Origin of the sequence: Clostridium chrysemydis (assembly GCF_015234215.1) — a bacterium.
GTDB classification, from domain to species: domain Bacteria; phylum Bacillota; class Clostridia; order Clostridiales; family Clostridiaceae; genus Clostridium; species Clostridium chrysemydis.
Map to the genome: position 1 here is coordinate 35,392 of NZ_JADEKP010000008.1, position 20,468 is coordinate 55,859.

A 20,468-nucleotide genomic window follows, 5' to 3' on the forward strand; every position below is an offset into this window, starting at 1 on the left:
TTTCCTCCAAACTAAACAAATTCGTTATATATATCTATTAATTCTTTTATAGTTTTTTCTTTATCATCACAAAATAATTCTTTGTAGAATTCTTTTTCTTTAAATCCATTAGTATATAACGGATCATAGTATTCAACCATTAAAGCTTCGCAAACCTCTTTAAAGTTTCCTTCTTTAACCATAGTTTTGTATTCTTCTATTCTTTTTTTACTAATGTATTTACCCATATACTCAAGGCATCTTAGTATATCTTCTACACTATTTTCGTCTTTTGTGTATTCTTTAACTAAAAGATCCCTTCTATTTTCTATAGTGTCATCCATACATACTTTTATACCATTTTGCATAGCATCTGATAAAAATGTTGGTAAAATTATATTTCCTATTCTTTTACTTTCACCTTCTATAAATACTATATTAGAATTTTTGTTTTTAAGTTCTTCAAAAACTTCAGTTTCGAATGCTTTTTGGCTTCTGCAACCCCCAAGTGCGACTCCACCTAAAATAGACCCTCTATGGTTTGCAGCGCCTTCTAAATCCACCACATTATACCCTCTTTTTCTAAGTTCTTTTAAGTATTCAGTTTTTCCAACTCCAGTTTTCCCGTATAAAACTATGTATCTAACTTCTCCATTTAATTTTTTTAAGTTATCATTTATGTATTTTCTATATCCTTTATATCCATTTTTAAGTTTGTAAACTTTATATCCTAGCGAATAAAAGAGAGAATATATAGTTCCACTTCTCATTCCACCTCTAGCACAAAAGAATACTATCTTCTTTCCTTTTTGTGAGTAAAGCTCTTGTACTTGTTCAAATATTTCTGGAAGTCTTTTTGAAATATATTCTATACCTATCTTTTTTGCTTTTTCTGTATTTTCTCTTACATAAACTGTTCCAACGTCTTCTCTTTCTTCATCTAGTAGAACTGGAATATTAATAGCTCCCTTAATTGTAGCTTCTTTGAATTCCTTTGGACTTCTAACATCTACAAATATACAACTATTATCATCTACTAATTCTTCATAATCAACTATATTAAACATAACAATCCCTCAACTTACAATTTTATTAACTCTTCTATTTTATCACAAAAAATAAATATGTAAAAAAACAAATATATAAGACCTGCTAGAGTTATTTTAACTCCAGCAGGTCTTTTGTATTCTATCTATAAATCACAAATCTCTACACTACGAACGTGTTTTGTGTGACTCCATTCTTTATTGTTCTTATTTAGTATACCTTGGATAGTAATTGGAATCCAAGTTAATGTGTATAATCCATATAATAAGAATCTAAATAATAATATAACGCTCTTTTTACCAAGTAACAAGAAAGTTGCTACAAAAAAGACTACATTATATATTACTGTTGCTAAAGTAAAACCATAAGGCTGATCTATATAACTTGCAACTAAAGGTAATATAAATACATTTAGAGAATATAAGAATATTACTACAAAGAAACTCTTTGTTACCTTTTTCTCTAATCTTAACACTAATGGTGTAATTAAAAACTGTGCTATAAGGAATACTTTCCATCCTATATCACTGAAAACACTACTAATTACGAAAATATCTGATCCAACTATATGACCTTGAACAAATGTTAAAAGTACTGATATAGCTAATAACAACGTTACACAAGGTTGCATTACGTATAAAGCACAATCAAACATATACCATTTTCTTTGTTTTATTGAAGCTTTAGTAAGCTTAAAGAAATATCTAGTTGCAACATCAGCAAAACCTTGCATCCATCTTTTTCTTTGAGACCAAGATTGTTTTAAAGTAAGTGGTTTTTCATCAAATATTTTAGCATCGTGTGCCCAACCTACTTTTTCACCATTAGCTACAAGTTTGCAAGTAAACTCTAAATCTTCTGTAAGACAAGTTGCACCCCATCCTAACTCCTTTAGTATATCTGTTCCTATAGCAAATCCTGTTCCACCAAGTTGATTTGATAAACCAACGTTTCTTCTTGCTAATTGGAACATTCTATTTTGTGACCAGAAAGCTATTGAATAAGCTGTAGCAATCCAAGAATCATTTGGATTTTTAGAATCTATATATCCTTGTACAACTTTATATCCTTCTGACATTTTTGAATTGATTTCTTTTAAAAAGTCTTCATGCACTAAGTTATCAGCATCAAATATACATATTGCATCATAGTGAGTATCCATTTTAAATAATTTATCAAACATCCACTCTAAAGCAAAGCCTTTACCTCTTTCTTTTTCGCTGAATCTTTCATAAACATAAACTCCATACTCTCTTGAAATCTCTGCTGTTTTATCTGTACAGTTATCCGCGATAACAAACACATCGTATAATTCCTTCGGATAGTTTAATTTAAGCATACTCTCTAGTAATTTGCCTATTACTACTTCTTCGTTGTGAGCTGCTACTACCATAGCGTATTTTTTGCTAGGTGTATAATTTTTCTTTTCTTTTTTATTCCATAATCCAAATATTGCAAGCACTAAATAGTACATTGTAATAAAGAATACAAAGAATTGAAATACAGCTGTTACGGCAAAAATAACATTTCCCATTAAATTCACTCCTAATAATGACAAATGGAAATTATTCCCCATTCATATCTATTTTCTCTTTTTAAGTACGTCCTTCTTAATATAATTCAATAGGATTTAAAAATCAAGTAGTTAAACCTTAAATTTCATTAAGATTTAAACTTTTGATTTTGATCCCTTCATTCTATTTATAAATTGAATTAAGTATACACCTTATTTTTAAAGAATTTTGCAATTTTTACTTTATTAATATAATTTAAAAAATAAATCTTATTAAAGAAGTTGCTTTGGCCACACTATCTAATCATCTGTCTTTTTTAATTTTAAAAAACTTATTTTAATATTGAATTTAAAGCATATTACAACTATAATTTTACGCTTCCCTGTACATTAAAAAAGTGATACTAATTGTAGTACCACTTTTATTTTGCTCTAAATTTTAAATATATATTCTCTTTTTATACTATCCCTTGTGCATGCATTGCTTCTGCAACTTTTAAGAAGCCTGAAATATTAGCACCAGCTAAAATATTTCCTTCCATACCATATTCTTTAGCAGCATCACTTGAATTTTTATAGATGTTTACCATAATATCTTTTAGCTTTTCATCTACTTCTTCACGAGTCCAAGATAATCTCATACTATTTTGAGACATTTCTAAAGCTGAACATGCAACTCCACCTGCGTTTGCAGCTTTAGCAGGTCCAAATAAAACTCCTGCATTTTGGAATACCTTAACAGCTTCCAAACTAGATGGCATATTTGCTCCTTCTGAAACAGCAACAACACCATTTTTAACTAATATTTCTGCAGAATCTTTATTAATTTCTCCTTGAGTTGCACAAGGTAATGCTATGTCACATTTAACTTCCCAAATCCCTCTATGTCCTTCTACGAATTTAGAACCTTCAACTATATTAACATACTCTTTAATTCTAGCTCTCTTTACTTCTTTTAAATCTTTAATAACATCTAAATTTATACCATTTAAATCAACTATATATCCACTAGAATCACTCATAGCTATAACCTTTGCTCCAAGTTCTGTTGCCTTTTCGTGTGCATAGATTGCAACATTACCAGAACCTGATATAACTACATCTTTCCCACTAAAGCTTGTACCGTTTGCTTTAAGCATTTCTTCTGTGAAATATACTAATCCATATCCTGTAGCTTCTGTTCTAATTAAGCTTCCTCCAAAAGTTAAGCCTTTACCTGTTAAAACTCCTGGTGTATTTTGACCACTTATCTTTTTATAATATCCATAAAGATATCCAATCTCTCTTCCACCTACTCCAATATCTCCAGCTGGAACATCGACATCGCTTCCTATATGCTTATAAAGTTCTGCCATAAAACTTTGACAAAATCTCATAATTTCGTTATCACTTTTTCCTTTAGGGTCAAAATCAGAACCCCCTTTTCCTCCTCCTATAGGAAGTCCAGTTAAAGAATTTTTAAATATTTGCTCAAACCCTAAAAATTTTACAATACTTTGATTAACTGTAGGATGGAATCTTAATCCACCTTTGTAAGGTCCTATTGCACTATTAAATTGAATTCTAAATCCCCTATTTACTTTAACAATCCCATTATCGTCTACCCAAGGTACTCTAAAGAATATTTGTCTCTCTGGCTCTGTAATTCTTTCTAAAATTCCGCTTTCGATGAATTTTGGATTTTTATCAAATACAGGAACTAATGATTCCATTACTTCTGTAACTGCATCTAAGAACTCTACCTCACCACTATTTCTTTTTTTAACTTCTTCTAAAACTTTTTCTACATATTGCTTTCCGTTCATAAATAATAACCTCCCTTTTTTTAATTGTTCTTATTATACATCTTTTTCCAAAGCATTTCTATATTTTTTATAATACATAGATTTTTTTATTAATTTGTCTTCCATTCTTCCGTTTTATTAACATTCTGTTAATTTTAGCCTTTTTAAAGAGTAATTTTTTTCATAATTCTACAAATAATATTATAATAAATAAAAAATAATAGGAGTGATATTTATGAGAATAGGTTACGCTTGTACTCCTCTTGGAGTTTCGTATAAGACAACTAGAAAATTTTTATTAAAAAATCTTAATTATGATAACTTTTATAAAGCAACAAAAAGTAATTTAAATGATTTTAAAAAAATACTTATCTACAACTCTAAAAATAATATAGATCTTTTTAGAATTAGTTCAGATATTATACCTTTTGGAAGTCATAAAGATAACACTTTTGATTTTGAATCTTTATTTAAAGAAGATTTTAAAGATTTACAATCTATAATAGGAAAAAGTGATATACGTTTATCAATGCACCCTGGGCAATACACGATAATAAACAGTTTAGATCAAAATATAGTTAAAAATTCAATAAGGGATTTAGAATATCACTGTAAATTTTTAGATGCACTTAATTTAGACCCTTCATCAAAAATAATCCTTCACGTTGGAGGTGTATATAATGATAAAGATGCATCTATAAATAGATTTATAGATAATTATAAACTTTTAAGTTCTAATATAAAAAAAAGATTAGTTATAGAAAATGATGAGAAAAACTTTAATATTTCTAATCTTTTAAAAATAAGCGAAAAAATAGATATCCCTATAATATTTGATAACCTTCACTATGCCTGTTTTGAAAAAACTAAACCAAATCCAATCCAAGTATTAAATGAAATAAAAAACACTTGGAAAAAAGACTCTTTAAATATAAAGGTACATTACAGCGAGCAAGATCCCTTTAAAAGGATAGGCTCACATTCAAAAACTATAAACACAAACTCATTTTTAAGTTATTTAAATGATATAAATTCCTTAGATTATGATATTGATATAATGACAGAAGTAAAAGATAAAGATTTTTCCGCAATAAAGCTTATAAACCTTTTAAAAAATGATAATAGTTTAATAGAAACTGAAATAGAAAGATATAAGCTCTTTCTAATTGAAAAAGGAAACTCTATTTATGAAAATGCATTAGAAAAAGCTTCAATTTCTTTAAAAGAATTTTATACTTACTTAGATTCTATATTTTATGAAGAAGGTGACTCTAAGTCTTTTAAGGAAGCTTTAAATTTAGCTTACTTAGATTTGTATCCTCACTTAAAATCATCTGAAATAAACCACTATAACAAATACCTAAAGGGAAATGATTATTTTAAAGCAAAAAAATATTTAATTAGCTTAGCATTAAAAAAAGAAATCCAAAGCCTCTTATCTTTATATTATTTTCATATGATCTAAAATAAAAAGGAACCCTAAGGTTCCTTTTTTATTCTAATATTTCTCTTGCTATTTTATCTATAAATTTTATATTTTTTCCTTTAGCATACATATAAATAGGTATACTCATTATAACCCCGCTTAAAGTTCCAAGAACTATATCCCACATAGTATCTACTAAGCCGTTTTGTGCTTGAAGGTTAAAAAGACTATCTGTTGTAAACTCCCAAATCTCCCAAATAGCAGCTGAAGATGCTGAGAACATAATTACAAATAACAAAGCTGATATAGGTTTTATAGCTTTATTTCTTTTATCTTTAAATAAATATACAAATACTATAAAGCCAAGTATAGCTATTAAAAAGCCTGATGCAAAATGCAGCATTTTATCATAATATTCTATATTATAAAAGTTCATAACATTAGCTAAATACATAGATAAAAATACAAAAACTAAAATAGCAACATACATAGCTCTACTCTTTTTTAAAAATGTTTGAGTAAATAAAATCCTAAGACCTATTATAGTTACAAATATTAATGCAATTCTAGGTAGTTTTACTCCATCTCTATAAATACCATCAAAAATTGCAGTTCCTATTAGTAAAATATAAAATGCAAACGTAATTAATCTGTCATAACTTATCTTTTTCATATACTTTTGCTCCTCTTGTCCTTCTTGTAAAGTAATAATGAAATTATAAACCCGCCTATAAATCCGCCTATGTGTCCAAAGTTATCAATATTAGAATTTGTCATCCCTATAAATAAATTTAATATGATAACAGATACTATGTTTCCCATAAATCCTTTATTTAAACGGTCTTTTTCTTTAAATGCAAACACTAAAACTGCTCCCAAAACACCAAAGATAGCACCAGATGCTCCAACTGAAATAGTTAAAGGATCTAATTTATAGCTTAAATAACTAGACGTGATAGCTGAAAAAATATAAATCCCTATATATTTTTTATATCCATATACTTTTTCAACTATGCACCCTACTGCATATAAAGAATACATATTTACAACTAAATGCATTATTCCACCATGCAAAAATGCAGCTGTAAGAAGCCTATAAACTTCTCCACTTCTTATTAAGTAGCCTTGTTTTGCACCAAAGGTTAAAAGCACTCTAGGGTCTATATCTAAAATACTTTTAGATACTATAGCCGTGATTAAAAATACCACAACGTTTACTATTATTATAAGGGAAGTAACAGGGTATTCTTTTAAAAATCTCAATTTCGATTTTTCCCCTTTTTCTTTTGATATATCATTTAAGTATTTTATTATATTAGCTATATTTATAGCTCCATTATCTACTTTTAAAATCGAATCACTATAAGGATTATATATAACTCTAGATACATTTTTATCTATCCCTTCTATATAACCTCCTTTAGTTAAGACTAAAACATTTAAAATATAAGGCTCGTTTAATTTATTTAAAAAATCCTTAGCTTCTTTTATATTTATATCTTCCTCATTTTCATTTGTTATTATAAAAGTATATAAACCTTCATTTAGCCTTTTAATACATATCCATTTTTCTTCTTTGTATATTTCACTTTCATATTGATTCATATAAAAGCCTTCATTCTTTACTAAAAATGAATATAGTTCTTTATTTTCTACCATACAAAACCCTCTAAAATTAAAATATTTATTATAAATTATATCATAGCATTATATATTTACTTTTAAATTTAACGTAAATATTATAAACAATCTTTATTAATAAAAATTAGGCGCAAAATGCGCCTAAAATTTTATAACTCTTCTAACATATCTAAAAGTTCATCGAATCTTTTTATTGTTTCTAAAAGAGGTTTTGAAGTAGTCATATCTACTCCGCTTTTTTTAAGGATCTCTATTGGATAATCACTTCCACCGCTTTTTAGAAAATCGATATATTTATTTACTGCATTCTTTTCATTATTTAAGATTGAATTAGAAAAAGCTGATGCAGCTGCATATCCTGTAGCATACTGATAAACATAAAAGTCTGAATAAAAGTGTGGTATTCTAGCCCATTCAACTTTTATATCATCATCTACTATTATATCTTCACCAAAGTATTTTTTGTTAAGTTCTAACCATTTGTTAGAATACTCGCTTGCAGTTAAAGAATTTCCACTTTCGATTTCTCTATGTGACCAAAGTTCAAACTCTGCAAACATTAGTTGTCTAAATACTGTAGTTCTAATTTGTTCTAGTTCTTGGTTTATAAGATATAACTTTTTATTTTTATCTTTTTCATTTTCTATAAGATAATTTATTAATAATTTTTCGTTTGTAGTAGATGCAATCTCTGCGCAAAATATAGTATATCCAGCGTAAATATACGGCTGACTAAGTCTTGAATAAAAACTATGAATTGAGTGACCCATCTCGTGTGCTAGAGTTGATACGTCATTTAATTCTTCAGTGTAATTTAAAAGAACATATGGCATAGTATCATAGCATCCCCAAGAGTACGCACCACCTCTTTTACCCTTGTTTGGATATATATCTATCCATCTATTTTTTATTCCTTCTTCGAATATATTTAAATATTCATCTCCAAGAGGTTTTAAAGCTTTAAGTATAGTTTCTACACCAAAATCAAAAGATATCTCTTCTTTTGGAGTATCTATTACAGGAACGTATAAATCATACATATGAATTTCATCTAAGTTTAAAAGTTTCTTTTTTATTTTCACATATCTATGAAGTGATTCTAAGTTACTATTTATAGTTTCTATTGCACCTTCATAAACTGATTTTGGTATTTTGTTTGGTTTTAATGCCATATCTAAAGAGTCTTTGTATTTTCTAGTTTTTGATAAGAATATATAATTTTTTAAAGATGCTGTTAAAGTTGTTGCAAATGTATTTTTTAACTTATCATATTCTTTAAATAACTTTTTAAATGCTTCAGATCTTACCTTTACATCTTTTGATTTAATAAAAGATGAATAATTAGCTTCTGTTAAAGTAACTTCTTCGTTATCATCATTTATAGTTTTGGGAAAAGTCATATCCGCATTACTTAATATCCCTTGAATGTTTGATGGTGAATCTAAACAATCTGAAACTTGTGCAAGTAACTCTTCCATCTCTTTAGTTAAAACGTGTTCCTTTTCGCTTAAGATATTTGAAAACATAAAAGAATACATCTTTAATTCTTTTTCTTTCTCTATAGCTTCTTTTATATAGTTTTCACCAAGGTCTAAAATTTCTGGCACAAAAAAAGCGCTGTAAGATGAAATTTCTGATATATAACTATCTATTCTATTCATCCTTCCTTGGTTTTCGTTATTTTGAGTGTCTTCGTCACTTTTTAAGTGAGCATACACGTATAACTTTTCAGACCTTCTACTTATATTTTCATCAAGATTTAAAAAATCAAGTAATTCTTTAGGATTATTTAGCATTCCATTATAATCTTTAAGTTTTAAACTATCTTTTTTTATCTTTTCAAATTCATCTTCCCATTCTTTAGATGAATTAAAAATCTTTTCTATATCCCACTTGAATTCTTCTTTTATATCTTCTCTAATTTTAAGTTCTCTATTCATTTATACACCTCTCTTATCCTCTTAAATTAGTTATACTCTAATTTAATCTTCTTTATACTCTTCTTCTTTACCTTCTATATCTTTAAATACTTTATTCATGCTTTGATCTATTAAATCCACAACTTCTGATATCTTCTCTTGCATTACGTTATGATCATCTACGTAATCGAATTTTAATATAAAGCTTGGGTTATATTCTTCTAATTCTTCTGTAACTTCATAACCTTTTTCTTTAAAGCAATCTACATTAAATAAATCATATATAGCTGAGTATTCCCACTCTTCTACATCTTTATTTGTATCAAAAAATACATTTACTACTCCATCTATCATATATAACTTTTTAATAAACAAAGCTCCCTCTGAAACTTTATAACTTCCTAGTTCTTTTTTTACAAATCCTGTTTCATTTTCTCTTTCCATTAATACTAAGCTTGAAAAATCCATTTTTATCTTCTCCTTTGTCTTTCAAATATTATAAGTCAATTATAGTTTGAAAACTATGTAAATATCAACCTTACCTATTATTTTATACTAAAAAATATCTTTTATGTTTTATTTATTGGAAATATATGGTAATATTATCCTATAATTTAGTTTTGGAGGTTTTTTTATATGGAAAATACATTGAAAAGAAGAGTAACTAGAATAAGAAGGTTGAAAACTAAAAAGAAAAAAAATTTATCTATGATTTTTATTTCTTTTATAATACTTTTTATAATTATCTTTTTTATTATAAAATTATAATGTTCTTTTTATAGATGTTGCAAATCATTTGCGAATATGTGTATAATGTTAGATAGATAATTTTAGGAGTTGATTATTTTGATTAATATCAAAGATTTATGCTTTTCATATACTGGAACTTCACCTTATCTTATAGATAATGTTAATTTAGATATACCTAAAGGTGTTTATTTATCTATAGTAGGTGAAAACGGAAGCGGTAAAACCACTCTACTTAAACTAATACTTGGCCTATTAAAACCTTCTAAGGGAAGTATAGAAATTAATTCTGACAAAATAGGTTATGTTCCTCAAAGAGTAGAAGGATTTAATTCAGAGTTTCCTATAACAGTAAATGAAGTATTAAAAATGCACAGTCGTGCAATTGGAATTAAAGATGCATCTGATATAAATTGCGCTTTAAAGCATGTAGATATGTTAAATTATAAAAATAGATTAATCGGTGGACTTTCAGGAGGCCAGCAGCAAAGGGTTTTTATAGCTAGAGCTTTAATTGGCGACCCAGAACTTATTATTTTAGACGAGCCTTCAACTGGAGTAGACCACAAAAATCAACATTCAATCTATTCTTTATTATATACATTAAATAAAAGCTGCAAAAAAACTATAATATCAGTTGAACACAATATAGATTTAGCTTTAAAATATTCATCTCATATAGTTGAGGTAGTGGATGGTACCCCTACTCTTTATACAACTAGTGAATATATGAAACATAGAACAGAGAGCTTAAAAAAAGTAATAAGCTTATAATTAGAAAGGTGACACTTTATGTTTGAATTTGAATTTATGCGAAATGCCTTTTTTGCAGGTGCAATTATTTCAGTCCTTTGTCCATTAATTGGACTTTTCTTAGTTTTAAGAAGAAATTCTATGATAGGCGACACCCTATCTCACTCTTCTTTTGCTGGTGTTGCAATTGGACTTGTAATTGGAGTAAACCCTCTTATAACAGCATTTCTATTTACTACTATTTGTGCAATAATAATTGAGTTTTTAAGGGGATATTATAAAAGATACGCTGAACTTGTTATGTCTATTGTACTAACTTTAAGTTTAGGTATTGCGATAATACTTATAAGTAGCGGAAAAGCTTCTGCAAATGTTAACTCATTTTTATTTGGGAGTATGCTTACTGTAACTAAAGCCGATATTTTAATTATAGCAATAACCGGCATTGTATCTGTTGTTATTTTATCTTTTATTTATAATGATTTACTTTATGTAACTTTTGATGAAGAAGGCGCTAAAGTTTCTGGAGTTAAAGTAAAATTTATAAACTACATTTTTACAATACTAGTAGGTGCTACTATTTCAATGTCTATAAGAATAATGGGGATTTTAGTAATATCTTCTATTATAGTTGTTCCAGTAGCTACAGCACTACAGCTTAATAAAAGTTTTAAAAAAACACTAGTTTTTTCTATTATTTTTGGATTTATAGATATAATGTTTGGATTAGTTTCTTCTTACTACTTAAATACAGCACCTGGCGGAACTATAGCAATAATATCTGTAACAACACTTTTGTTAGTAATCTTAATTAAAAATTTTTCTAAAAGATAAAAGGAAACTCAAGAATTTTATTTTTGAGTTTCCTTTTCGCATTTCTTACATATTCCACTTATTTTTAAACTATGATTTGTAACTTTAAATCCAGTCTCTTTTAAAATAATTTCTTCAATTTGTTTTATAGGGCATTCTAGTTCAATTTCTTTATGACAAAGATCACATTCTAATTTGTGATTGTGATTTCGTTTGTGGAGTTTATATGTAGATATTCCATTTTCTAAAATAAACTTATCTATAATATTATTTTCTAAAAAAATATCTATAGTTCTATATACTGTACTTAAATTAATATTTTGTCCTTTTCTTTTGCATTCATTAAAAATCTCTTCTGCACTTAAACTCTCTGAACTTTCAAAAATTATATCTAAGATAATTTCCCTACCCTTAGTGACTTTTAAATTTTTATCTTTTAAAAAATTTGTGATATTCATTTTGCTCATCTCCACAAATGCTTATATTTTCTGTGTTTAATTATATAATATCATTTTAAAATACCTTTGTGAACTCTCCTTAAAAGCTATTATTTACAATTTGTTAATTGTATATACTTTAAACAATTATTATACTATTAATGTACATTATATTTGTATTTAGTATATACTATTAGGAGGTTCTTATGAAAAATTGTATAATTGCTCAATCTGGTGGACCTACATCAGTTATTAATTCAAGTCTTTGTGGCGTTTTAGAAGGTAATAAAATTTTCAAACTTTATGATAAGGTTTACGGTGGTTTGAATGGAATAGAAGGTATTTTAAATAACTCTATAGTTGATTTAACAAGTTTAAATAAATTGCAAATTGAAAAAATTAAATATACACCTGCGTCTTTCCTTGGAACATGCAGATATAAACTGCCAAGTGCTAAAACTTCACCTATGATTTATGAAAAGTTACTATCTACTTTAAATAAATTAGATATTAAAGCTGTATTTTATATAGGTGGGAATGACTCTATGGATACTGTATCTAAGCTTTCGAAATATGCTTTAGAAAAACATTTTGATATAAAATTTATCGGAATTCCAAAAACTATAGATAATGATTTATTTTATATGGACCACTCCCCTGGATTTATAAGTGCTTGTAATTATATAAATACTTCAATAGTTGAAACCTTTTTAGATTTTAACTCTTATGATAATGATAGTGTTTTTATATTAGAGACTATGGGACGAGATACAGGTTGGCTTGCAGCTTCTACTTGTATTTGTAGTTATTTAGGAAACCCTATAGTGGATTTAATTTATGTGCCTGAAGTTCCTTTTGACTCTATAGATTTTATAACTTCTGTAAAGTCCCTTTTAAAAACTAAACATAAAGTTTATATAGTTGTATCAGAAGGAATTAAAGATAAAAATGGGAATCTAATATCAAAATTTAAGTATGCAGAAAATGACCCCTTCGGCCACATAGAACTTGGAGGAGTTTCAAATAGATTAAAGGTTCTTCTTACAGAATCAGGAGTTAAAGCTAAAATAAGATCTCTTGAACTTAGCACACTTCAAAGATGTGCTATGCACTGCGTTTCTGAGATAGATATTTTAGAATCTTTTAAACTTGGTTTTGAAGCTTTGAGATTATCTAATGAAAATATGAATGGATTTATGGTAGCTTTAAATAGAGTTTCAAATTATCCATACAAAACCAAAATAGAAAAAATAGAAGCCTATAAAGTTTCAAATAAAACTAAACACTTACCAAATAATTGGATAAATAAAGAAAATAATAACATAAATTCCAAATCATATAACTACTTTATACCTCTACTTAAAGAAACTCACTCAATTATAGAATCAAAAGAAAATTTTAAAATTATAAATTTATAAAAATAAAGGATGTTTAATTAATTAAACATCCTTTGTCTTATAATGATAATATTATTTTTATTCCAATTATTATAAGTATAATTCCACTTATGTAATTTGAATATGATTCAACTATACTTAGCTTTTTAACTTTATCAGAAAGTATAAACCCTATGTAACATATTAAAAGTGTTACAGTTCCTATAATAAAAGAATAAAAAGTTAAATGAAACATTCCAAATGAATTAAAAGCTGTAAACCCTACAACTAAAGCATCAATACTTACTGAAATCCCAAGAAGCAAAGCAGACTTTTTACCTATTATAAGTTTACTGTCATCTTCATTTTCTTTCTTTTCACCTGAAAAAATCATATAAAGCCCTACACCTATTATTATAAGTCCACCTATTACATTAGATAATGCTATAAACTTACTTGTAAAAAAGTTACCTAAACTCCCTCCAAGAAAAGTAAATAAAAATTGAAAGAAAGCAAAAGATAATATATACATAAGCTTTTCTTTTAATTTAATTTTATTATTTAAACCAATTCCAAGGGTAACACCTAAGGCATCCATAGCAAGTGCTATTCCAAACAAAACAACTACACTTAAACTCATTAACATTCTCCTTTTTTTAAAATATAACATTTAAATCATATCTCCATATTAATATGATGTAAAGCTAAATTTTTTATTCCAAATATGAAAAAAAGTCTTTATTTACATAAAAAAGTGTTGTATTATATTAAATAGAGTATATCAAATATCTAATTAGTATATCATAATTAGTAAATTTCACATAATAAAGGAGTATATTAATGGCAAATTGTATAATAGCTCAATCGGGCGGACCAACTTCAGTTATAAATTCAAGTGTAGTAGGATTAATAAAGGCAAATAAGGATTTAAAATTATATGATACTGTTTATGCAGGTGTTAATGGTGTTGAAGGTATTTTAAATAAAAATATAATAAATCTTTCAAATGTTTCAGATGAAGATTTAAATACTTTTAAATACACACCTTCATCAGGACTAGGTTCTTGCAGATATAAATTAAAACCTTTAGAAGAATCAACTGAGGAATACGATAAGCTTTTAGATATTCTTAAAGAATTAAATATTGAAGCTTTCTTCTATGTAGGTGGAAATGATTCAATGGATACTATAGCAAAGCTTTCAAAATATTCAAAAGAAAATAATTTAGATATAAAATTTATCGGAATACCAAAAACTATAGATAATGATTTAATGCATACAGATCACACTCCAGGTTTTGGTAGTGCTGCTAAATTTATAAATACAACTATCTTAGAAACATACCTAGACTCTTCTGTTTATATAAATAATGGTATTTTCATCCTTGAAACTATGGGAAGAGATACAGGTTGGCTTGCAGCATCAGCTTGCGCAGCTAAATTAAACGGAAAATCTGTAGTTGATTTTATATATGTACCAGAAGTTGCATTTAATAAAATCAAGTTTATAGAAGATGTACGTGAAAGATTTAAAAGAAATAACAAAGTATACATAGTAGTATCAGAAGGTATTCGTGATTCTTCTGGTAGATTTGTCTCTGAATTTGATTGTGTATCGCAAGATAATTTTGGACATGCACAATTAGGTGGAGTTAGTAACTACTTAAGACAAATAATTTTAGATTCTGGTATTTCAACTAGAGTAAAGGCTTTAGAACTTGGTATTTTACAAAGATGTGCTATGCACTGCGCTTCTGATTTAGATATTGAAGAAGCATATAATGCAGGCTATGAAGCTTTAAAATATGCAAAGAATGGAAAAAATGGTTATATGGTAGCTATTAAAAGAGTTTATAAAGATTCTAGATATACTACTGAATTCTTTGAAGTCGAAGCTTCTAAAGTCGCAAACAACGTAAAATATCTTCCAACTGAATGGGTAAATGAAGAAGGTAATAACATAAAAGAAGAAGCTATAGCTTACTTTAACCCATTATTAAACGGTAATCCTTCTTTATGCTTTGAAGATAATCTTCCAAAGTATAATGTTTTTAATAATTAACTTGTTTATATGATCAAAAAAATAAAGCAAAGAGAAATATTTCTCTTTGCTTTATTTTTTTAATTCTTCGTATTTATATATTCTAACCTTTAAATATTTAAAAGAAAGATATATAAATAAACTTACGACTATTATCCTAGATAAAATTTTAAGGGGTAATAATAGAAGTAATAATGATATTAGTGAGACTAAAGATACAAATTCTAATCTGCTAATCTCATTTACCTTTAGTTTTTTATAACAGATAGGACACCTTATTTCTTCTTTGTTTTTTTGTTTTTCTAAATATTCATAGGTAATTTCTCTATCACAATAAACGCATCTTTTCATTATTACCACCTTAAAAAATACTCTAAAATCAATTACCTTTTACTTAAATATTCTAGTTCATTTAATAATATATCTATTTCTTCTTTTGTGTTGTATGGACCTATACTTACCCTAACCATTCCATACATCTTGTAGTTTTCATCATATAAAAATCTAGAACTTTCCTCTTCTGTTAAATTCATAAGTCTTCTGCAATAAGGATGAGCACAAAACCAGCCGTGCCTTACCGCAATCCCTCTTCTTTCAGCTAGAGCTTTAGCTAAATCTTCGTGAAATACTCCATCTAAATTAAAAACTCCAATTCCAAGTCTATCATCTATATTTTCTATATCTCCGTAATTTGTTATTTTATCTAAACGCCTTAATCCATTTAATAGATCTTTAAAAAGACTTTTCTCATGATTTAGTAAAGTATCATATCCTATGCTTTCAATTTCTTTTAAAGCATACATTAAAGCCATAGCACCAAAAAAATTTGGGGTTCCAGCTTCATTTTTTTCAGGTGTGCTTAAATACTCTTCGCTAAAGTCACTAACTAATTTAACAGTTCCTCCCCCTTCCATTTCAGGACAGCATTTATTAAATTCTTCTTTTAATCCAATAATTACACCACTTCCAAAGGGTGCATAAAGTTTATGTCCTGAAAATATTAGAAAATCTATATTCTCCTCCGGGTCACTAACGCACATTTGAACCTTTTTATGCGGAACTAATTGCGCTCCATCAACTACAATCTTACCACCTGCTTTATGAACCATCTTAGCTATTTTGTGGATATCATTTATATATCCTGTAACATTAGAAGCACCTGTAATAGATAAAAACCTAATATTACCTTCGTGTACCTTTAGCTTTTCTTTAAGTGATTCATAATCGATCCTTCCATCTTTTAAAACTTCAACATAATCAACAACTGCCTTTTTCCTCCAAGGCAAATCATTAGAATGATGTTCCATCCTTGTTGTTAATATAACTCTTTTATCATTTAAGAGTGTACTTGCTATTTTGTTTATTCCACTAGTAGTATTATTAACAAATATTGCAGTATATTTATCCTCATATCTTGCGTTAAAAAAGTCTAAAATATACTCCCTTGCTTCTTCGAAATAATGAGTTGTCATAGATTGTTTTTGTCCTGTTCCTCTACCTATAGAACCGTAGCATTTATAAAGGATTGATGTATTCCTAATTACATTTTTCATTGGAGGTGTAGTAGCTGCATTGTCAAAATTACAAGCTTTAACTAGAATCCCACTAGGAAGTTTAATATCGCAATCAACGCCTACAAATTTATCTCTTAAAGTATCTTTATTTTTAACCATTAGTATCTCCTCCACTTTATTATATTCACCACTAATTCTTAGTGTTCTTCTTAGTTCTAAAGGAATGTAAATATGAATAATAATAAGTAACAAGAATGTTTTGCACTCATATACTTTATACTATAGTACTAAGGTTTGGAGGTAAGTTATGAAACCTGATAGAAAATATATGTTAAAAGACAATGACGATTTAGACTTTATACCGTTAGAATTAAATAATTCTTTTGTTGATATTGAATACTCTTTTAAAAACATTTCTGATACTCTTAACATCTCTAGTTTTCGAAGTGATGACACTCTTTATTCATATAACAAAAAAAATTATTTAAGAGAAGATAAAACAAATGAGCTTCAAACAGATATTTTAAGAACTATAGAACTTAGTGAAGCTGAATTTGATCAAATTAACTTAGATGACTTAGACGAAAACAGAAATAAGAAAAATTGTAATTCTCATGAAATTTTAGAAAAGATAATTAATGAAGAACCCCAAATTTTAAATGTTTTAAAAGCTTATAAAATTCCAATTCCAATAGCTAAGAGAATAATAAATAGAATAGTTAATTCAACTATTAACTATTGTAATAAAGATAGAGAGTAGGTGAAAAAATGTTACTTAGAGATAGCTTACCTAAATTTGACTCAAAGCTTAGATTCCTTCACGGAAATCCAAGTTTAGGTTCTGTAGACATATATGTAAGTGGTAACTTAGTTGGTCAAAATATAGAATTTGGAGATATAACAAATTACACTGCCTTTAATCCTTCTTCTTATATTTTAGAAGTTTTTAAAAGTGGAACATACGACTCTCCTATTTTCAAAAAAAATATAGAAGTTGTTCCAAACGCTATAGAAACTCTTTCATTAGTAAGAAATAACGGAGAAACAGACCTTTTTAGATTAAAAGATTCTAGTAGTAAAGGTGGAAAAGAAATTTCTTTCTTAAGATTTTTAAATATTTCACCAAATGCTCCCTTAATGACTTTAAGCCTTCAAAATAATGAAGTATTATTTAAAGATGTTGAATACCTTGAAACAACTGGATATTACCCTCTATCACCTGGTGTTTATACATTTAAAATAAGTTTTTCAGGTGCAAGTGCAATTAGTAAAACTATAAAAGATGTAGTTTTACTTCCAGGAGAGTTTCAATCGCTTTATGTAATTGGTTTATTAAATGGGGAACCTCAACTTGGATATCTTTTGCAAACAGACGGTTAAAATATTTGATTATTTAAAGAGAAGCTTATATTAAGATTATAATCTTAGTCTAAGCTTCTCTTTATTGTTCTTAAAATTGATAAGAATTTTTTTACATAGTATAATAGAAGTTAAAGACTTAAGAAAAGGATAAAGCGAGGATAAAAATGATAGTTTTAAGTTGTAAAAATATAAAAAAAAGCTATGGAATAGATGAAATTCTAAAAGGTGTTACTCTTGCTGTAAACGAAGGTGATAAGGTTGGTATAATCGGACCAAACGGAGAAGGTAAATCAACACTATTTAAAATATTAGCAAAAAGACTTTCTTTTGATGATGGAGAAATATTTTTAGATAAAAATAAGACTTTAGGTTATTTAGATCAGCACTTAAATTTAGAGACTTCTAATACTATTTACGAAGAAGCTTCTACAGTTTTTGTTGATTTACTTAGACTTGAAGAAAGAATAAAGGATTTAGAAACAAAGCTTAATGAACCGTATGATGAAAGCAATTCTTCATACCACGATGAGCTTATAAAAAAATATACAACGTCTCAAGACCTTTATGAACATAGAGGTGGTTATACATTTAGAGGTGAAATATCTAGAGTTTTAAAAGGGCTTGGATTTTTAGAAGAAGATTTTAATAAATGTATAACAAATTTAAGTGGAGGCCAAAAAACAAGGATTGCATTAAGTAAATTACTACTTCAATCTCCTGATATACTACTACTAGATGAACCTACAAACCACTTAGATTTAGAAGCTATCGAATGGCTTGAAGAATTCCTAAACTCTTATAAAGGAACTCTTCTTTTAATATCCCACGATAGATTTTTCCTAGATGCTGTAACTAACAGAACCTTTCAAGTTATAAACGGCCACGTTAACTGTTATAACGCATCTTATACTAAATACCTTGACCTTAGAAAAAAAGACTACGAAACTCAATTAAAAGCTTATAATCTTCAGCAATCAGAAATTAAAAGACAAGAAGAAATAATCGAAAAATTTAGATCTTTTAACCGTGAAAAAAGCATTAGAAAAGCTGAGAGCCGCGAAAAAGCGCTTGAAAAAATGGTAAAACTAGATGCCCCTGATAAAGAAAAGGGAGCTTCTAAAATATCTTTTAATACGACTGTTAAAAGCGGGTATGATGTATTGCATGTAGAAAAATTAAGCAAGTCTTTTGGAAACACTCACCTTTTTAACGATGTTAATTTTGATTTAAAAAGAGGAGAGAAGATAGCTTTAATAGGTGAAAATGGTAGAGGCAAAACTACTTTATTAAATATAATCATGAATAAAATAAAAGCTGATTCAGGTAGCGTAGTTTTAGGTGCAAACGTAGAAATAGGCTATTACGATCAAGAGCAAGCTTACTTAGACCCTGATAAAAGCATACTAGATGAAATTTGGGATACATACCCTGAACTTACTACAACTCACATAAGAACTGCACTAGGCTCATTCTTATTTACAGGTGATGATGTATTTAAAAAGATAGGAACTTTAAGTGGTGGAGAAAAATGTAGAATAAATCTTTTAAAGCTTATGCTTTCAAAATCAAACTTTTTACTTCTTGATGAACCTACAAACCATTTAGACATAATTTCTAGGGAAGCTTTAGAAAATGCTATTTTAGAGTACGATGGAAGCATGCTTATAATTTCACACGATAGATACTTTTTAAATAAGGTAATAAATAAGATAGTTGAACTTAAAGAAAATGGAATATCAGAATATCTTGGAAATTACTCTTATTATATAGATAAAAAAGAAAATCCTCAAAGATACGAAACTTTAGATGCAATTCAAAGTGGGAAAACTAAAACAAAATTAAAAGAGGAAAAGAAAAAAGTAAAATTGCAGCAAAAAGAAATACGAGTAAAGAGAACTAGGCTACGAGAAGTTGAAAAGGAAATTTCAGAAAGTGAAGAAACTTTAGATAACTTAACTAATAGCTTATGTTTAGAAGAAATTTATTCAAACCCTTCTGAGTCTGTAAGGGTAAATAATGAAATTTTAGAAACTCAAAATAAAATAGAAAAACTATATAATGAGTGGGAAGAACTAACAGAATTATTAAATGAAGAATAGGAGCTAAGTTTAGCTCCT

General features: G+C 27.5%; 19 protein-coding genes. 8 read left to right on the forward strand and 11 right to left on the reverse strand.

Translation table 11 applies throughout. From position 1 onward, the window contains the following. Nucleotides 1-11 precede the first annotated feature (11 nt). The 3 genes from mnmH to gdhA all read right to left on the reverse strand — a co-directional run bounded on the left by mnmH (nucleotide 12) and on the right by gdhA (nucleotide 4,344). On the reverse strand, nucleotides 12-1,046 hold the full coding sequence (gene mnmH, locus INR60_RS14775) for a tRNA 2-selenouridine(34) synthase MnmH (protein ID WP_194192267.1): 1,035 nt from the start codon (nucleotides 1,044-1,046) through the stop codon (nucleotides 12-14). A 125-nt stretch (nucleotides 1,047-1,171) separates the two neighbouring features. Then, nucleotides 1,172-2,560 carry a glycosyltransferase family 2 protein gene (locus INR60_RS14780; RefSeq protein WP_194192268.1) on the reverse strand — a complete coding sequence of 463 codons (1,389 nt, stop codon included), beginning with the start codon at nucleotides 2,558-2,560 and terminating at the stop codon, nucleotides 1,172-1,174. Nucleotides 2,561-2,997: 437 nt separating this feature from the next. Continuing rightward, nucleotides 2,998-4,344: an NADP-specific glutamate dehydrogenase gene (gene gdhA / locus INR60_RS14785; protein ID WP_194192269.1), complete on the reverse strand. Its 1,347-nt coding sequence runs from the start codon at nucleotides 4,342-4,344 to the stop codon at nucleotides 2,998-3,000. A 214-nt stretch (nucleotides 4,345-4,558) separates the two neighbouring features. On the opposite strand from gdhA, the gene uvsE reads away from it, so the two are divergent. Continuing rightward, nucleotides 4,559-5,788 carry a UV DNA damage repair endonuclease UvsE gene (gene uvsE / locus INR60_RS14790; RefSeq protein WP_194192270.1) on the forward strand — a complete coding sequence of 410 codons (1,230 nt, stop codon included), beginning with the start codon at nucleotides 4,559-4,561 and terminating at the stop codon, nucleotides 5,786-5,788. A gap of 28 nt (nucleotides 5,789-5,816) precedes the next feature. Here the strand turns inward: uvsE and INR60_RS14795 are convergent, their stop codons facing one another. The 4 genes from INR60_RS14795 to INR60_RS14810 form a co-directional block, all read right to left on the reverse strand. Continuing rightward, a complete protein-coding gene (locus tag INR60_RS14795; RefSeq protein ID WP_194192271.1) occupies nucleotides 5,817-6,422 on the reverse strand; it encodes a DUF2238 domain-containing protein in 606 nt (201 codons plus the stop codon). Next, the gene (locus INR60_RS14800) at nucleotides 6,419-7,408 is read right to left on the reverse strand and encodes a rhomboid family intramembrane serine protease (protein ID WP_194192272.1); all 990 of its coding nucleotides are present in this window, start codon (nucleotides 7,406-7,408) and stop codon (nucleotides 6,419-6,421) included. The genes INR60_RS14795 and INR60_RS14800 overlap by 4 nt, the downstream gene beginning before the upstream one ends. A gap of 131 nt (nucleotides 7,409-7,539) precedes the next feature. Then, complete coding sequence (pepF, locus tag INR60_RS14805) at nucleotides 7,540-9,330, reverse strand: oligoendopeptidase F (RefSeq protein WP_194192273.1); 1,791 nt, start codon at nucleotides 9,328-9,330, stop codon at nucleotides 7,540-7,542. Between the two features lie 42 nt (nucleotides 9,331-9,372). Then, complete coding sequence (locus INR60_RS14810; RefSeq protein ID WP_194192274.1) at nucleotides 9,373-9,777, reverse strand: DUF6762 family protein; 405 nt, start codon at nucleotides 9,775-9,777, stop codon at nucleotides 9,373-9,375. 378 nt (nucleotides 9,778-10,155) lie between these two features. On the opposite strand from INR60_RS14810, the gene INR60_RS14815 reads away from it, so the two are divergent. Next, on the forward strand, nucleotides 10,156-10,830 hold the full coding sequence (locus INR60_RS14815; protein WP_194192275.1) for a metal ABC transporter ATP-binding protein: 675 nt from the start codon (nucleotides 10,156-10,158) through the stop codon (nucleotides 10,828-10,830). A gap of 18 nt (nucleotides 10,831-10,848) precedes the next feature. Continuing rightward, nucleotides 10,849-11,643, forward strand: a complete 795-nt coding sequence (locus INR60_RS14820) for a metal ABC transporter permease (protein WP_194192276.1) — start codon at nucleotides 10,849-10,851, stop codon at nucleotides 11,641-11,643. A 17-nt stretch (nucleotides 11,644-11,660) separates the two neighbouring features. On the opposite strand, the gene INR60_RS14825 is transcribed toward INR60_RS14820, so the two are convergent. Continuing rightward, nucleotides 11,661-12,080 (reverse strand): Fur family transcriptional regulator, encoded by a 420-nt coding sequence (locus INR60_RS14825; RefSeq protein ID WP_194192277.1) that lies wholly within the window; start codon nucleotides 12,078-12,080, stop codon nucleotides 11,661-11,663. 185 nt (nucleotides 12,081-12,265) lie between these two features. Between INR60_RS14825 and INR60_RS14830 the strand changes: the two genes are divergently transcribed. Then, on the forward strand, nucleotides 12,266-13,477 hold the full coding sequence (locus tag INR60_RS14830; protein WP_194192278.1) for a 6-phosphofructokinase: 1,212 nt from the start codon (nucleotides 12,266-12,268) through the stop codon (nucleotides 13,475-13,477). A 37-nt stretch (nucleotides 13,478-13,514) separates the two neighbouring features. Here the strand turns inward: INR60_RS14830 and INR60_RS14835 are convergent, their stop codons facing one another. Continuing rightward, complete coding sequence (locus INR60_RS14835; RefSeq protein ID WP_194192279.1) at nucleotides 13,515-14,075, reverse strand: manganese efflux pump MntP; 561 nt, start codon at nucleotides 14,073-14,075, stop codon at nucleotides 13,515-13,517. Nucleotides 14,076-14,275: 200 nt separating this feature from the next. On the opposite strand from INR60_RS14835, the gene INR60_RS14840 reads away from it, so the two are divergent. Further along, nucleotides 14,276-15,496 carry a 6-phosphofructokinase gene (locus INR60_RS14840; protein ID WP_194192280.1) on the forward strand — a complete coding sequence of 407 codons (1,221 nt, stop codon included), beginning with the start codon at nucleotides 14,276-14,278 and terminating at the stop codon, nucleotides 15,494-15,496. A gap of 51 nt (nucleotides 15,497-15,547) precedes the next feature. Here INR60_RS14840 and INR60_RS14845 read toward each other — a convergent pair whose 3' ends face one another. Beyond that, nucleotides 15,548-15,826, reverse strand: coding sequence for a hypothetical protein (locus INR60_RS14845; RefSeq protein WP_194192281.1), 279 nt, complete (start codon nucleotides 15,824-15,826; stop codon nucleotides 15,548-15,550). A gap of 32 nt (nucleotides 15,827-15,858) precedes the next feature. Beyond that, entirely contained in the window at nucleotides 15,859-17,148 is a 1,290-nt protein-coding gene (locus tag INR60_RS14850) for an aminotransferase class V-fold PLP-dependent enzyme (protein ID WP_194192282.1), read from the reverse strand. Nucleotides 17,149-17,296: 148 nt separating this feature from the next. On the opposite strand from INR60_RS14850, the gene INR60_RS14855 reads away from it, so the two are divergent. The 3 genes from INR60_RS14855 to INR60_RS14865 all read left to right on the forward strand — a co-directional run bounded on the left by INR60_RS14855 (nucleotide 17,297) and on the right by INR60_RS14865 (nucleotide 20,450). Then, nucleotides 17,297-17,749, forward strand: coding sequence for a hypothetical protein (locus INR60_RS14855; protein WP_194192283.1), 453 nt, complete (start codon nucleotides 17,297-17,299; stop codon nucleotides 17,747-17,749). An 8-nt stretch (nucleotides 17,750-17,757) separates the two neighbouring features. After that, the gene (locus INR60_RS14860) at nucleotides 17,758-18,369 is read left to right on the forward strand and encodes a DUF4397 domain-containing protein (protein ID WP_194192284.1); all 612 of its coding nucleotides are present in this window, start codon (nucleotides 17,758-17,760) and stop codon (nucleotides 18,367-18,369) included. Between the two features lie 146 nt (nucleotides 18,370-18,515). After that, nucleotides 18,516-20,450: an ABC-F family ATP-binding cassette domain-containing protein gene (locus INR60_RS14865; RefSeq protein WP_194192285.1), complete on the forward strand. Its 1,935-nt coding sequence runs from the start codon at nucleotides 18,516-18,518 to the stop codon at nucleotides 20,448-20,450. Nucleotides 20,451-20,468: the final 18 nt, after the last annotated feature.